Genomic DNA, 16,303 nt, shown 5'->3' on the forward strand with positions numbered 1-16,303 from the left:
GTTATCCCAAAATAGTTCGTGTTGCAGCTAGGCGGCAAATGAGTGGATCCCCAGGAGCATACACAAGTATGTGACTGGGGTGCGCGAATGAAGCCAACAACGCTGCGGCGCGAAGTATGAAGGGAGTGCTCCCAAAATAGTTCGTGTTGTAGCTAGGCGGCAAATGAGTGGATCCCCAGGAGCATACATAAGTATGTGACTGGGGTCCGCGAATGAAGCCAACAACGCTGCGGCGCGAAACATGACGGGAGTGCTCCCAAAATAGTTCGTGTTGTAGCTAGGCGGCAAATGAGTGGATCCCCAGGAGCATACATAAGTATGTGACTGGGGTCCGCGAATGAAGCCAACAACGCTGCGGCGCGAAACATGACGGGAGTGCTCCCAAAATAGTTCGTGTTGTAGCTAGGCGGCAAATGAGTGGATCCCCAGGAGCATACATAAGTATGTGACTAGGGTCCGCGAATGAAGCCAACAACGCTACGGCGCGAAATATGAAGGGAGAACATGAAGAAAAGTACTTACTGGAAAAAAAACCTCTACATCGTCTGGTTCGGCTGCTTTCTAACGGGCGCTGCCTTCAGCTTGATCATGCCTTTTCTTCCTCTGTATATCGAAGAACTTGGTATTACTGACCATGGCTCTTTGAATTTATGGACTGGTGCCGTTTTCAGTATTACCTTCCTATTTTCCGCTATTGCCGCACCTTTTTGGGGGCGCCTTTCTGACCGCCACGGTCGTAAATTAATGTTGCTGCGCTCTGCCCTTGGGATGGCGATTGTCATGGTGCTGATTGGCTTTGCGCAGAATATTTGGCAACTTTTGGCTTTACGGGCGCTTTTAGGCTTACTTGGCGGGTTTGTCCCGAATGCCAATGCGCTAATTGCCACCCAAGTCCCCGTGAATAAAAGTGGTTGGGCGATGGGTGTCTTGGCAACTGGCGCGGTGAGCGGCGCATTGATTGGTCCACTGATTGGTGGATTACTTGCCGACCAATATGGCTTGCGCCCAGTATTCTTTATTACCGCTAGTGTGTTGTTTATCTGCTTTTTTGTGACACTTTTCTACGTCCGTGAGCGTTTTACCCCCGTTTCACGCAAAGATGCTCTGACCGGAAAACAAGTTTTTGCCTCTTTACGTAATAAAAACTTAGTGATCAGCCTATTTTTCACCACCATGATCATCCAAGCATCGATTGGTTCGATTAACCCAGTGATCACCCTGTATGTTCGGGAGCTTTCAGACTCAATTGATAATCTTGCTTTTATCAGTGGGATTATTGCATCCATTCCCGGCGTTGCTGCACTGATTAGCGCCCCTATGCTCGGTAAACTGAGCGATCGCATTGGACCTGACCGTGTTTTATTAGCCGTACTTGCCGCCTCAATTTTTGTTCTATTTCCGATGGGGCTCGTCAGCAGTTATTGGGAATTAGGCGCTCTGCGCTTCTTACTCGGCGCCCTTAACGCCGCGCTGTTACCCGCCGTACAAACCTTAATTATTTATAATATTTCTCACCAAATCACTGGGCGAATATTTAGCTACAACCAAGCATTACGCGATGTAGGTAATGTCACGGGTCCTTTAATGGGTTCCTTTGTTGCAGCAACATACGGCTTTAGAGCCGTGTTCTTCTTCACCGCCGTATTAGTGTTGGTCAACCTCATTTACTCTTGGCTTATCATTAGGAAGCAATCCGATGGTTTAAGAGCATCTCCCTCTAAAGAGTAATGTTAATGTGTCCCTTTTACGCCAAAACATAACTTTTTATTATCTTTTCCACGAAAAGTTTATAAGCGCAAAAAACATTTTGTAACTCATTGTTTTTAATTAACTTAATCGATTCAAAAAACATTCTTTTATTGTCAATAAAAATCCGTTATTCTGTGCCCCCTTATCGTAAGAATGAGAGTTACATCGAATTTTCATCTTAAAACTGACTTTCTTACGATAAATTCATTCTGCTTATTAGCAATTTTATAATAATGTATGCCGAAAATATGTTTGCAACACAGCATTAACATATCAATAAAAAACAGTGATGGAGTTTCTGCTCCACATTCACAATTCGGCACAACCTCTTAAGTCACAACGTATTGGAGTTCACAGATGAGTCATTCTGCGACTAAAACTAAAACTTTTTTCGGGCATCCTTACCCGTTGAGTTCGCTTTTCCTCACCGAAATGTGGGAACGTTTTTCTTTCTATGGTGTTCGTCCTCTTTTAATCCTCTTTATGAGTGCAACTTTGTTGCAAGGTGGCATGGGGCTGCCGATTGAACAAGCATCTGCTATCGTGGGTATCTTCGCGGGTGGTGTTTATATCACTTCATTACCGGGTGGCTGGCTCGCGGATAACTGGTTAGGTCAGCGTCGTGCCGTTTGGTATGGTTCTTTGATCATTGCATTGGGTCACTTGTCGATTGCGCTGTCTGCATTATTTACCAATACCTTCTTCTTCGTGGGACTGCTGTTGATCGTATTAGGTACCGGTTTATTTAAAACCTGTATCACCGTAATGGTTGGAACCCTGTATAAGAAAGAAGATACGCGTCGTGATGGCGGTTTCTCTCTGTTCTACATGGGTATCAATATGGGTTCATTTATTGCCCCATTAATTATCGGCCCATTACATGAAAAATACGGCTGGCATTTAGGTTTCGGTTTAGGTGGTTTGGGTATGTTAGTTGCCCTGCTTATCTTCCGTTTCTACGCGATCCCACAAATGCGTCGTTATGACAAAGAAGTTGGCTTAGATTCCACATGGAATCACCCTACCGTTCAACGTAAAAACGTCGGTAAATGGGTTGCTGTTGCCATGGCTGCACTGGCTGTACTGGTGGTGTTAATCAATAATGGCACTATTCCATTCAACCCTTCAGTAATAGCAAAAAGCTCGGCTTACATTATTTCTACGTGTGTGGGTATCTACTTTATTTTCATGTTCTTCTGTGCAGGTTTAAACAGCAGTGAGCGCTCTCGCTTACTGGCTTGTTTGATTCTGTTAATTGCTGCGGCGTTCTTCTGGTCTGCATTTGAACAAAAGCCAACATCATTTAATATCTTTGCGCGTGACTATACCGATCGCCAATGGGGTAACTTCGAAATCCCAACCATTTGGTTCCAATCAATCAACGCCTTATTTATCATTCTGTTAGCGCCTATTTTCAGCTGGTTCTGGCCTTCTTTGGCTAAGCGTAATCTGAACCCAAGCAGTATGACGAAGTTTGTGATTGGTATCCTGTTCGCCGCGGGTGGTTTTGCGGTCATGATGGTTGCCGCTAACCACGTTCTGGCAACACAAACTGGCGTTTCACCATTCTGGTTAGTCGGCAGTATTTTATTACTAACTTTAGGTGAACTGTGCTTAAGCCCAATTGGCTTGGCAACCATGACATTACTTGCACCACAGAAAATGCGCGGTCAGGTGATGGGATTATGGTTCTGTGCAAGTGCGCTGGGTAACTTAGCAGCAGGTATCATGGGTGGTAATATCCGTAAAGACCAACTGGATTCAATGCCAGACCTGTTCTCCCACGTTTCTATCGCACTGGTTATTTGTGCTGTTGTGCTAGCGGCCCTGATTATTCCAGTCAGAAAAATGCTGCAAAACGCAGATAAAAACGAAGCAAAAGCGAAATAATATTATTCGTTATTAGATAATCGTTGTTGGCGTAATAATCTCAAAAATTATTGCGCCAACCTCTCCTCAATACTGCAAATCTCGTGCTACTCTTCCCTCACTTTTCTAATCATAATGCGTTATTTCCTTTCAAGGATCTTTTACGATGAGCACACTGTCTGTTCCGGTTTATTATGTCGATGCGTTCACTGATACCCTATTTCATGGCAATCCGGCCGCTATCGTTTTACTTGATGAGTGGCTTCCTGATGACAAGCTTATCGCTATCGCCGCCGAAATTAACTTATCTGAAACGGCTTTTCTGGTAGGTGAACATATCCGCTGGTTTACACCGGTGATGGAAGTTAAATTGTGTGGTCATGCTACCCTTGCCGCTTCATATATTTTGAACCAGTTTAAGCAGCACCCAGCAAACCCTATTGTATTTCAGTCCTTATCTGGAGAACTGACGGTTCATAAAAATCAAGAAGGCTTCACATTAGACTTCCCTATTTTAGATTGTGAACCTGCCGATTTAAGCCAATATCCACAATTAAGCGAGATCCTCGGAACCCCTATTTCTGAACTGTATTTAGCCAAAGATCGCTATATCTGTTTTGTTGATTCACCAGAACAAGTGCAGAATTGCCATCCCGATATGTTGCGTCTTGCACAATTACCTTTGCAGGGATTAACCATTACCGCGAAAAGTGCTGATAGCCCAACTCACGACGAACAATGTGACTTTGTCTCTCGCTATTTTGCGCCAGCCAAAGGTGTTAATGAAGATCCCGTCACTGGCACCTCTCACTGTGCGATTGCTCCTCTTTGGGCTAAACGCTTACAGAAAAACCCAGTATTAGGTCACCAAATTTCTGCACGTGGTGGAAAAATACACTGCTTAGTTGAACAAAATCGCGTCAAAATGACCGGAAAAGCAACACTCTTTTTAGCCGGAACGATTCACTTTTGATTAATCACTGTATTTATTTGTGATCAGGATTACACTTATCGGCAACATTAATGATATGTACATTAATGTTCCGGTAAGTAATTATCTTTCCCGGTTCAAGTTTTTAAATAGTGAGAATTCAAAGAAAGTAAGGCTTAAATATGCGTTCCGACGTTGATGATGTAATCAAACAAAAAATTGAACAATCTGTTACCCATGTTTCTAAAGTGGTATTCCCAACCACCACTAACCACCATAGCACTCTGTTCGGTGGGACTGCATTAGCATGGATGGACGAAGTTTCCTTCATTACCGCGACCCGTTTTTGCCGCAAAAGATTGGTAACCGTCTCCACAGAAAAAATCAATTTTACCCACCCTATCCCATCAGGCACCATCGTTGAATTAGTCGGGGAAGTAATCCGAGTTGGTCGCACTAGCCTTACCGTTAATGTCTCTATCTTTTTAGAAGATATGTACGCTGAGGGACGAGAAGAAGTGATCCACGGACAGTTTAATTTCGTGGCTATTGATGAAAATGGCAAACCAACCCCATTATTTGAACAGTAATCACGGATCTCTCTTTACCACCATTCATACTGGTAAATAAAAAATGTGCGCCCGATCATTAAGATAGAGCGCACATTATTCATATTCTCGACATTAAGCGAATGCTAAGAATGGAGAGATACACAGTAAAATTCCGGTAAAAATAATCAGATATAAAGAAATACCTTTATATTTATGCAACATAGGGACTTTATAGACTAAATACGCTGGAATTAAACAACCCACCATCCCGAAAATTGGACTACAGATTGATGTGAAGCTCAGCACTGGTGCGTTCAGGATAATCGCTCCCCATGCTAATAGCACAGCAAAAATCATAATGCCGTTCTTCACCCAATTTTCATTAATACGCTCAACCGGCATAATACGTTGTAATATGTTCATCACAATGCCTTGAGTGGCTTCACGGAAACCTAAATAAACCCCAAAGAATGCGGTCATGACGGCAAAGATATTTAGCATGACGCTGACGACAGTCACCCAACCACCTGGGAAGAATTTCGCTGCGATAGCCAATGCAGAAATATTCTGCTCGTAAGCTTTCACCGCTTCATCGTGCCCCATAGCTAATGTGAATGATACTGCGTAGAAAAAGACGGTACAGAATAAAACAATAAACGCGATATTCATTGCACGCAGAGCTTTATAACGAGCCACTTCACGGTTCACGTTTTGGCTACGGAATGAAATCACCATTGGGCTTAATGTTTGAATAAACAGAATCGATGTTAATGTGAAAGGTAGTGTGATGACTGCCTCTTTGAATAAGCGACCAACAGGCGGCAATGAACCCACATTATATAAGTGCCACATCCCGACCATGGAAATACCCAATGCGGCAACCACAAATAATTTAGTCAGAACCATAAAGCTTGAAAGCTTAAATAGCAGTTTTTCACCGCGAGAAGAAATGGCGACTAAAATACAAATCAGAACCAGACCATACCAAGGACTTTCAGATAATAACCCATCCGTTACACCAAAAGTCTGAAAATATGATGCACTGTCATTCGTGATTGCCGTTGAATAAACAAACATCCAAATTACCAGCATAATAAAATAGAGTGCCCCAAGCAGCATACCCCAGTTTTTACCTAGATATCCGCTGATCACACTTGGATAATCTTTACATTCAGGTGATTCCGCCAGCGTATTAATAAACAGACGCTGAAACAAATACATTGCAGGATAACCGACAACGGATGATAGCAAAAATACCCATAAACCCATCAAGCCAACTTGTACGGGGAGAAAAACAATCCCCGCACCAATCGCCATCCCGATACTCATAATCACCCAACCAACATCTGTGCCATCAAACTTAGTGGCAGCACGCCATTGTTCTTGTGTCATGCCTGCACGAGAAGCCGCCGTAGAAGCTTTTCCATCATCGACATTATCTATTGTAGGGATCGTAGCCATAATTACTCACTTAATATTGTTGAACTCTTAAAAGAGAATTTTTTTTTGTTTTAGATGCGACTTAAGTGGTTATTTCTTTCAATAACCTTAATTATTTGCAGGCTATTATAATGATTCCATCATAGAGGATATGTGAGAGAAAAATTATCTCTTTATTAACCTATAAAACCCCCAATAAAGAGAATATTTTTCTCTAAAAAGAGCAATCCGACGTAAATATCTCTATCTATCGACAGAAATAATCCCTATTAATTGTTTTTGGACGCGGTAATTATAACCCTTTGTTTTTAAAGGTGTTAGTCTTTTAATAACCCATAAGTGATTATTAACAATTCCAACAATTATCCTTTTATTTCGTGCTAAACATCACAAGACACCATGATAACCACTACTATTCTTTGCAATAATTCCGTATTTTGTATTTCTCTTGTTAATTTTCGATATAAATAACTAGTTCTCTATTAAGAGTAATATTTAATTTTTACTCATTTATCGCGTCAAAGAGAATCACCGCAGGCTTATAATGAAGAAAAATATTTTGAATATTCACCCCTGAAGAGTAAAAGGCTCGTTTACTCTGTATTTTTGATGGGGCGTTGATATTTATAAATTATAGAAGTAGAGTATTTGATGCGTTGATGGTTATATCCTGTAGTTAATAACTGTTAACACCGTTTCGAGTTTATCTTGAAATAAGGATATTCATAGCCAACTTAAGATACGGAAAGCCTTATGTTACGATTATTGACCTTTATTTCTTTATTTATATTTTCAACAAATTTAACTTTTGCAGCTCCTGTTCCTCCTGAAGTCATTAAGCAAATTGAACAACAAGCACAAAAAGGGGATGTGAAAGCTCAAGTTATGCTAGGCATTGGTTACTATGTTGGTAACGAAATTAAGCAAGATTATCCGAAAGCAAAGAAATGGCTTACGATGGCTGCCAATAAAGGCAATGCGGACGCTCAACTATTCCTAGGTGATATGTATCTTAATGGTAATGGCGTTCAATCTGATTTTGAAACAGCTTATGGTTGGATTGAGAAATCGGCGAATAAGGGAAATCCTGAAGCCATAAACTATATGGGCCAATTCTATTACCAAGGTGCTGGCGTAAAACAAAATTATCTCGTGGCTTTTGAGTGGTTCCAAAAAGCAGCCGATAAAAAATTTCCACCTGCTGAATATCAATTAGGAAAAATGCTACAAAATGGTGAGGGAACTGAGTTTAATGAAAAACTCGGCGCTGAATATATTGATAAAGCGTGTAAAGGCGGATTAAAACCAGCCTGCCCAGAAAAAGAAACCACAAAGCCTAAAGCGACTAAAAAATAATATTCTCTTTGAAAGCGGTAATACTCCCCTCATGTATTGCCGTTTTTTTATTGTCATTATTTTTATTATCCATTTTTTTATTCCCGCCAATTGCGTACTCCCGCTCACATCATTTTTAATCCAATTCAGTTAATATTAATTTATTAACAATCAATATGAAAAATGGTTAAAATGTTCTAAACTTATAATATAAAAGAAAAAAGGAGATATTATGTACAATACAATTTTAGTTCCTATTGATGTTACCGAAGACGACCTCACCAAAATGTTAGTCCCGCATGTTAATGCCATGCAGAAACTAAACAATTCTACCGTTCATTTTTTAGCTGTGACTGCACCAATTTCCAATTATTTACGCTATGGCGGCACTATTTTGCCAGGTGACTTCCCGGATGATCAAAAACAAGCTGATATCATTCTGAAAGAGTTACAAGAGAAAGTTAAACTGTTCTCTATCCCTGCAGACAAAGTGCAAGTAAAAGCAGTTGTAGGCTCAGTTAAAGATGAAATTTTGGCAACAGCTGAAGATATTAAAGCCGATGTGATTTTACTGGGCTCACGTCGCCCAAGTATGTCTACCTACTTATTAGGTTCCAATGCGGCTTCAGTTGTACGTTATGCGAAAACGAGCGTATTAGTGGTTCGCTAATCCATACGAAGGGTTAATAACCGCAGAAAGCTCTATTTTAACTCGTCGAATGGTTAGGGTTAAAGTTTGTTACACTAAAGGGCAATTCCATACAATTTATAAGCCCATTTATTCGACATTTAAGGTAAATTAGAGGCTCATAAACATTTTCGTGACTATTTCACACCCTGCTCCTCAGAGCAGGGTTTTTTATGCCTCATCCAGGCATTATTGACAGTTGGATATCACTGTTTCAACGCCGATTTCATCACATTTTCAAAATCTTCCCATGAACAATACCCATTTTTATCTATCGGGCAATTTTTCAATTCAAGGGTAACGTGTTTTGGCGGCGTTGCTAAAGAGAGGTAAGCATTGTCTCGCAACTGATCTGCGGTTTGATACACATACTCAATCTTCACATAGTCCTTTGTCTCTTTTTTATCTGTCCAACGCTGGAATACCAATTTACCGCCAATCGGTGTGTGCTCATATTGATCAGGTAATTGGTACGGTTTGAAATCCATCGCAGATAATACTGAAGCAATATTTGAATCATGTCCCACTAAGAAAATGAATTTAGCCGTTTCGCCTTTATTGACAGAAACAAAGCCTTTATCCATATAACTCAGAATTGGATGCGCCACATTTTTTGCAATGATTTTCGGTGTAAATAACGTTTCTTGATAAGCATTTTTTAAAGTATTCAGCTTTTGCCATTTTTCATCACTATTGACCATTCCCCATGCCACATCTTTTTCAGGGAAGCCTTCATAATATTGCAGATCAATTGCATCGACGGCAGAGTTCGCCATCTTCAACGGTCCACTCACACCCGGTTCTTTATCTGCTTCAATGATAAAACTGTTCTTTGGTGTGGCTAAATTACACAGTTTATCCGTCGCGCACTTCTTCGAATCTTTAATATTGAGAACATTGTCCAGCTCATCATAACCTGGCTTCAAGTTTAACCCTTTAAGGTGGGACTCCATCGCTTCAAGTGCTTGTTTTTTAAATTCAGGGGAGCTATTCGTAATGATAGGATTAAACACGGGATCCATCGTACCAATTTCCGGTTTATGATGGATATTCACTTTACAACCAGGGAATGCCCCCGCAGTAAAGAACTGCGCAGTTGCAATCGTTCGCTGTAGGCTATTCGTGTAAATATAGATATCATCGCTGCTGGTTGGACATAATTCATTCACAAATAATTTATTGCTATCGAGCCACTCTCTAAAATAGTGCCCCATATACACTTCGAGCGCCCCGCCCTTTGTCGTTAAATAGCCACTTTCTGCATCCCATGCTGGCCACTTTTTATCGGTTATTTCTGTCAGGATCCCTGTATTAACAATAGGAGTACGTAAATTATGACGACTTAGAACTAAAACTTGGTCTAATTCCATATTTTGTGCATTATCTGTACTTGCCAGAGCGGGGGCTATTGGTGCTAATAACGCCGCCGATAAACACACTGTTAGCATTTTATATTTCATCAGCATACTCCTACCATAGTTTTTAAATTGATTAACATAATCAAACAATAAACACTGCAATAAAATAAAGTATAGTGCTTATATGAATTTCGGAAACATATCCTCTAATAATGAAGCAGTTATCTTTTTTTTCTGCGATTAATATCCCAAAAATGCTCCTTAACTAAAATAACCATCAAATATTGACATTAACTAGCCATAATTTAAGATGAATTTTCACTATAAGGATAAAATGCAATGAATATTCAGCCCGCCACTGTCGAACATTACGATGAGATCATTCATCTTTGGGAGGCTTCTGTAAGAGCAACTCATGATTTTCTGCCAGAAAAGAACATAGAAATGCTAAAAACACCCATTAGGGAACAATACTTACCTAATTTGTCTGTTTTTGTGACTTTTGATCCTAACGGCAAAATAGCGGGCTTTTTAGGTACTGGTGAGAATCGTCTAGAAATGTTGTTTATTTCCCCCCTTGCAAGAGGGACAGGCATTGGTAAACAACTCCTGAATTACGCCATTACACACTTAGGTATTAATGAAGTCGATGTGAATGAGCAAAATCCGCAAGCAGTTGGTTTCTATCAACACATGGGATTTGTTCAATATGCTCGTTCCGAACTTGATGGGGAAGGAAATCCATTTCCTTTACTGCATATGCGATTAGCTAAATAGCGACAGATTGTTATAGATAATGGCTATTCATCACTGTATTCACCAGAAAATGATTAAATACGTCATACTGACTCGGCGTGAAAGGCGTATTTAAGCTTAAAATTTCCAGCTTATGCGGCGCATACTGGGCGTTATAGCATGGATGGTGATGGACATAATCATTTCTGACAAAGCCATTTTTTTCATAGAAATGAAGACGTTTTCTTGCAACTTCATCGACTAATGGGTCTATCTCCAACACTATCTGTGGGTACAACTGGCACAATGCGGTCAACGATTTTTGACCGTAACCGGACCCACGAATATGTTGGTCAATCACAAAATGTTCAATATAGAAAAAGGTATCAATAGCCCACCCACCGATAAATCCAACAAACTGATTGTTGTCTGTAATTTTATATAAATAATATTGCTCTAGAGGGAGTAATGCCGCTCGCCCTGCATAAGAACGTTTTTCATGGTCAGGAAATGAAATATCGTATAGTGCATTAATTAATTCATTATCGTGTTTATTATTTGCAGAAATTCTTACTAACTCAACCATTTCCCCTCCTAAATGACTCAATACAATCAACCTCAAATAAGACATTCTTTAAACATAAAAAAGCCACTGTCATTGTGTAACCTTCTCGGTAACGTCAACAACAGTGGCTTATATTACTTAATTGACAGCGAAATTACTGGCTTTTTTCAGCTTCCGCTTTGGCTTCTTTCGCTTCAACATCGCGATACCAACGTGGGTGATGTTTCTTCGCCCAGCGACGGCTAACTTTACCTTCAATCATGCCGTTGATAGATCCTTTAACCCAAAATGCCATATACATGTGGATTAAAATTGCATGGATCAGAATAATTGCCGCTAATGCATGAATCAAAATACTCCAACGAACCATCCAGATTGGGAATAAATGCGCGAAATAAGGTCGCCACATGATAATTCCGGTAACCAAAAGTACAAAAATCATACTCATGATACTCCAGAACATCATTTTTTGACCGGCGTTGTATTTGCCCACATCAGCCACTTTATGTTCGTTACCTTTGAGAACTTGCACAATATTCAGTAGCCAAGGAATATCTTTTCTATCTGGGATATTGTGTTTTACAAAGCGCACAAACATAAACATCAGCACGACGAAAATAAGCACACCGAAGAAAGGATGCAAAATTCGTCCCATCTGTGGCGTACCGAAAGTTTCAGTCAGCCACTTCAAGGTTGGGAAAAACAGTGCAATACCCGACAATGCGACTAAGAAGAAGCTGATAACCACTGTCCAGTGGCACGCTCGGTCAATAAATTTAGTCCGAACGATCATTTTGCTCTTTTTACTCATGGTCATCTTTCCCCTCTTCATCATCCACTTCTTTATTTGGACCAATACCCACATAGTGGAAAATCAGCCCTGCAAATGTGGCGATAAAGCCCGCTACCGATAATGGTTTCAGGATGCTTTGCCATAGATTAATTGGTGTATCAATCTGTGGGTCTTTTGGTAATCCATGATAAAGCTCAGGTTTATCCGCATGATGTAGCACGTACACCACATGAGTTCCCCCAACACCTTCAGGATCATAAATGCCAGCTTGGGCATAACCCCGTTTTTGCAGTTTTTCAACACGCTCCGCGCCGTATTCCAGCATTTCGTTTTTAGTACCAAAACGAATAGCACCTGTCGGGCAAGTTTTCACGCAAGCCGGTTCTTGCCCCACGGCAACACGGTCAACACATAATGTACATTTGTACACACGATTATCTTTTGGATTTAATCGAGGAATGTTGAACGGGCAACCCGCGATACAGTAACCACAACCAATACAGTGTTCCGATTGGAAATCCACAATACCGTTAGCATATTGAATAATCGCACCCGCAGATGGGCATGACTTCAAGCAACCTGGATCGGTACAGTGCATACAGCCATCCTTACGGATAAGCCATTCCAATTTGCCTTGCTCACTGACTTCGCTAAAACGCATCACCGTCCAAGATTTGGCACTTAAATCGGTTGGGTTATCGTAAACCCCAACGCAGTGTCCTACCTCATCACGGATATCATTCCATTCTGAACATGCCACCTGACAGGCTTTACAGCCGATACAGGATGACACGTCAATCAGTTTGCAGACTTCAAATTTATCGTCACGCGCCTGTGGTGGAGGCGTAATGCTATTGGTCGCGGAACGTTTAATAATGTCTTGAGATTGCATGGACATAGTTCCCTCCCTTACGCCTTCTCAATGTTAACTAAAAACGCTTTATACTCAGGAGTCTGAGAGTTAGCGTCCCCCACAGATGGCGTTAACGTGTTGGTAATAAAGCCTTTTTGCGTTTCACCCTCAAAGCCCCAGTGAATAGGTAGACCCACTGTTTCAATCGGTTTACCGTCAACCATCAGGGTTTGCAGACGTGGTGTTACCACGGCAATCGCTTTAATAAAGCCGCGTTTACTGCTGACTTTAACCTTATCACCCAAAACGATACCTTTGGCTTTGGCTAAGGTTTCACTGATTTCCACAAACTGCTCTGGCTGAGCAATGGCGTTTAAGCGCGCATGCTTGGTCCAAGTATGGAAATGCTCCGTTAAGCGATAAGTGGTTCCGACATACGGGAATTCCTTATGATCTCCAAGACGTTTCTTGTCATCTTCAAAAATTCGCGCAGCAGGGTTAGAGACCACATTTGGATGCAATGGGTTAGTTCCCAATGGCGTTTCAAATGGCTCGTAGTGCTCAGGGAATGGACCTTCTGCCATCTTATCAATCGCAAACAGACGACCTAAACCTTCTGGCTGCATAATAAATGGCCCAGTACCGACTTCTGGTGCCGATGCGTTAAAGTCAGGAACATCGTTTCCGACCCACTTCTTACCGTTCCACTCAATCAGAACCAGATCTTTATTCCATGGCTTACCTTTGGTATCACAAGAGGCACGGTTATAGATAACGCGGCGGTTTAATGGCCATGCCCATGCCCAACCCAATGTATTACCAATGCCGGATGGGTCGCTGTTATCGCGATTCGCCATCTGATTGCCTTTTTCGGTCCAACTACCCGTGTAGATCCAGCAAGAAGATGCCGTTGAACCATCCGCGCGTAGCAGAGCGAATGAATTCAGAAGCTCGCCTTTTTTCGCTTGTAAGTTGCCATCAGCATCATATAAGTCGACCAGTGCAACCCCGTTGTTCTCTTTCGCCACTTCTTCCGATTCAGGATGGAATTGACGTTTATAATCCCAACGCATTTGCAGCAATGGTTCGCGACCTTTACCACCTTCTTGTTCATACATCTCACGGATTTTGTGCAAAATACCCGTTAAGATCTGACCATCGTTACGCGCTTCACCCGGGGCGTCCGCCGCTTTCCAGTGCCACTGTAACCAGCGACCGGAGTTAGCAATGGAGCCATCTTCTTCCGCAAAGCAGGTTGAAGGCAGACGGAAAACTTCCGTTTGAATGGAAGCAGGATCAACGTCGTTCATTTCGCCGTGGTTCTGCCAGAAGTTCGCTGTTTCGGTGGTTAATGGGTCAACCACGATTAAATATTTCAGCTTACTTAAGCAGCTAACCACTTTGTTTTTATCTGGGAACGAGGCAACTGGGTTAAAGCCTTGGCAGATGTAGCCGTTGACTTTATCTTTGCTCATCATGTCAAAATACTTCATAACATCATAAGCTTGATCCCATTTAGGTAACCAATCAAAGCCCCATTGGTTCTCTGGTTGAGCCGCATCACCGTAGAATGATTTCATCAAGCTGACGAAGAATTTCGGATAGTTGCTCCAGTAGTTAACCTGATTGGGTAATGTGGCTTTTGGCGTATTCGCGGCTAAATAGCTATCAACATCTAACTGTTTTTCTGATGGCAGCGTTAAATAGCCCGGAAGGCTCGTCGATAGCAGACCTAAATCTGTTAAGCCTTGAATGTTTGAGTGTCCACGTAGCGCATTCACCCCACCACCACAAATCCCCATGTTGCCTAAAAGCAGCTGGATCATCGCCATGGTACGGATGTTTTGCGCGCCCACTGTATGCTGAGTCCAACCTAATGCGTACAGGAATGTCCCCGCTTTATCTGCGGCGCTCGTGGTTGCCAGAATTTCACACACTTTTAAGAAGTCTGCTTGTGATGTACCACAGATCCGTTCAACCATTTCAGGGGTATAGCGGGAAACGTGTTTTCTTAGCAGATTCCAAACACAGCGCGGATCTTGCAGCGTGTCATCACGTAATGCATGACCATTTTCATCAAACTTATAGTTCCAACTGGTTTTGTCATAACGACCTTTTTCAGCGTCATAGCCACTGAATAAGCCATCGTTAAAGTCAAAATCATCTCTAACAATCAAAGATGCGTTGGTATAGTTCTGAACGTATTCTGAATTTATTTTATTATTTTCAATAAGATAAAGTAGAACACCAGAAAGGAAGGTAATATCCGTTCCTGAACGAATTGGCACGTAATGATCGGCCACCGATGCGGTACGCGTGAAGCGCGGGTCTACCACAATCAAGGTTGCATCATTATTGTTTTTCGCTTCAATCGCCCAACGGAATCCGACAGGGTGAGCTTCAGCGGCGTTACCGCCCATCACCACAATCACATTGGCGTTTTTAATATCAACCCAGTGGTTGGTCATCGCACCGCGACCAAATGTTGGAGCAAGACTTGCTACCGTTGGTCCGTGTCAGACACGCGCTTGGTTGTCGACCGCTAACATACCGAGCGATCGTGCGAATTTTTGGGTTAACATCCCCGTTTCATTGCTAGCCGCAGAGGCGCAAAGCATCCCTGTTGATAACCAGCGATTGACAGTGGCACCTTGTTCATTTTTTTCAATAAAGTTGGCATCACGGTCATCTTTCATTAAGCGGGTAATGCGCGTAAAAGCATCGTCCCAGCTAATGCGTTCCCATTTATTCGAGCCTGGTGCGCGATATTCAGGATAACGTAAACGACTGTCACTACGAATGTAATCCAGTAACCCCGCTCCTTTCGGACACAGAGCACCGCGATTCACTGGATGATCGGCATCACCCTCGACGTGGAAGATGGCAGAGCGAGCATTCATTGCCCCATCACCCATACTATAAATCAGCAATCCACAACCCACGGAACAATAGGTACAAGTATTACGCGTTTCTTTCGAACGCAATAATTTATTTTCACGTACATTAGCCATTGCCATTCCTGGCATAAAACCTAACGCAGCTACAGTTGTACCTGCCATCCCGCCGGCGCAGATTTTAAAAAACTTTCTGCGACTGACGTTCATTATTAACCTCTTTTTATTTTTGTATATTCGCGGGAGAGAATATCAGTCACTTGTAATTAGATATTGCCTAAAATCAATGAAAGTGAAAATAAAGGTTAATTAATGTCATTTAGGTAGTTAATTAGCCATTAAAAATACCACTTAATGGGTAATTATTGTTAAATTGATTTGGATCAATTAGATAAATTATTTGAATTAAGTAACAAATTAAGTTAAATAAAGATAATGCAAATGAATTTTAATTAGATTAGAAAATGTTTTCTATATTGTGGTTTATACCTACATTAAAATAGATAACCAATCCATATATTAAGCTAGATATTTAAAATTAA

The 16,303-nt window shown here is 41.5% G+C and carries 13 protein-coding genes; 7 read left to right on the forward strand and 6 right to left on the reverse strand.

Annotated elements, in window-relative coordinates; genetic code table 11:
- Window positions 1-504 precede the first annotated feature (504 nt).
- From mdtG to GKR61_RS01530, 4 genes are all read left to right on the forward strand, one after another.
- A complete protein-coding gene (gene mdtG / locus GKR61_RS01515; protein ID WP_108479561.1) occupies window positions 505-1,728 on the forward strand; it encodes a multidrug efflux MFS transporter MdtG in 1,224 nt (407 codons plus the stop codon).
- A gap of 378 nt (window positions 1,729-2,106) precedes the next feature.
- Window positions 2,107-3,639 carry a peptide MFS transporter gene (locus GKR61_RS01520; RefSeq protein WP_036951563.1) on the forward strand — a complete coding sequence of 511 codons (1,533 nt, stop codon included), beginning with the start codon at window positions 2,107-2,109 and terminating at the stop codon, window positions 3,637-3,639.
- A 145-nt stretch (window positions 3,640-3,784) separates the two neighbouring features.
- The gene (locus GKR61_RS01525) at window positions 3,785-4,591 is read left to right on the forward strand and encodes a PhzF family phenazine biosynthesis protein (RefSeq protein ID WP_154600303.1); all 807 of its coding nucleotides are present in this window, start codon (window positions 3,785-3,787) and stop codon (window positions 4,589-4,591) included.
- 140 nt (window positions 4,592-4,731) lie between these two features.
- Entirely contained in the window at window positions 4,732-5,139 is a 408-nt protein-coding gene (locus GKR61_RS01530; RefSeq protein ID WP_036951567.1) for an acyl-CoA thioesterase, read from the forward strand.
- A 93-nt stretch (window positions 5,140-5,232) separates the two neighbouring features.
- Here GKR61_RS01530 and GKR61_RS01535 read toward each other — a convergent pair whose 3' ends face one another.
- Window positions 5,233-6,561 (reverse strand): amino acid permease, encoded by a 1,329-nt coding sequence (locus GKR61_RS01535; RefSeq protein WP_036951569.1) that lies wholly within the window; start codon window positions 6,559-6,561, stop codon window positions 5,233-5,235.
- 732 nt (window positions 6,562-7,293) lie between these two features.
- On the opposite strand from GKR61_RS01535, the gene GKR61_RS01540 reads away from it, so the two are divergent.
- Window positions 7,294-7,896: a tetratricopeptide repeat protein gene (locus tag GKR61_RS01540; RefSeq protein ID WP_132494613.1), complete on the forward strand. Its 603-nt coding sequence runs from the start codon at window positions 7,294-7,296 to the stop codon at window positions 7,894-7,896.
- A 211-nt stretch (window positions 7,897-8,107) separates the two neighbouring features.
- Window positions 8,108-8,545, forward strand: a complete 438-nt coding sequence (locus GKR61_RS01545) for a universal stress protein (RefSeq protein WP_036951577.1) — start codon at window positions 8,108-8,110, stop codon at window positions 8,543-8,545.
- 224 nt (window positions 8,546-8,769) lie between these two features.
- Here the strand turns inward: GKR61_RS01545 and agp are convergent, their stop codons facing one another.
- Window positions 8,770-10,023, reverse strand: coding sequence for a bifunctional glucose-1-phosphatase/inositol phosphatase (gene agp, locus GKR61_RS01550; RefSeq protein WP_154600304.1), 1,254 nt, complete (start codon window positions 10,021-10,023; stop codon window positions 8,770-8,772).
- A 237-nt stretch (window positions 10,024-10,260) separates the two neighbouring features.
- On the opposite strand from agp, the gene GKR61_RS01555 reads away from it, so the two are divergent.
- Window positions 10,261-10,698: a GNAT family N-acetyltransferase gene (locus GKR61_RS01555; protein WP_154600305.1), complete on the forward strand. Its 438-nt coding sequence runs from the start codon at window positions 10,261-10,263 to the stop codon at window positions 10,696-10,698.
- A 10-nt stretch (window positions 10,699-10,708) separates the two neighbouring features.
- Here the strand turns inward: GKR61_RS01555 and GKR61_RS01560 are convergent, their stop codons facing one another.
- From GKR61_RS01560 to fdnG, 4 genes are all read right to left on the reverse strand, one after another.
- The gene (locus GKR61_RS01560) at window positions 10,709-11,242 is read right to left on the reverse strand and encodes a GNAT family N-acetyltransferase (protein WP_230083103.1); all 534 of its coding nucleotides are present in this window, start codon (window positions 11,240-11,242) and stop codon (window positions 10,709-10,711) included.
- Between the two features lie 133 nt (window positions 11,243-11,375).
- Window positions 11,376-12,032, reverse strand: coding sequence for a formate dehydrogenase-N subunit gamma (gene fdnI / locus GKR61_RS01565; RefSeq protein ID WP_036951972.1), 657 nt, complete (start codon window positions 12,030-12,032; stop codon window positions 11,376-11,378).
- Entirely contained in the window at window positions 12,025-12,912 is an 888-nt protein-coding gene (gene fdxH, locus GKR61_RS01570; protein ID WP_195848371.1) for a formate dehydrogenase subunit beta, read from the reverse strand. Before fdxH ends, fdnI begins: the two co-directional genes overlap by 8 nt.
- A gap of 11 nt (window positions 12,913-12,923) precedes the next feature.
- Entirely contained in the window at window positions 12,924-15,971 is a 3,048-nt protein-coding gene (fdnG, locus tag GKR61_RS01575; RefSeq protein WP_154639494.1) for a formate dehydrogenase-N subunit alpha, read from the reverse strand.
- Window positions 15,972-16,303 lie beyond the last annotated feature (332 nt).

It is taken from the genome of Providencia sp. wls1916 (genome assembly GCF_009706585.1).
GTDB lineage: Bacteria > Pseudomonadota > Gammaproteobacteria > Enterobacterales > Enterobacteriaceae > Providencia > Providencia lanzhouensis.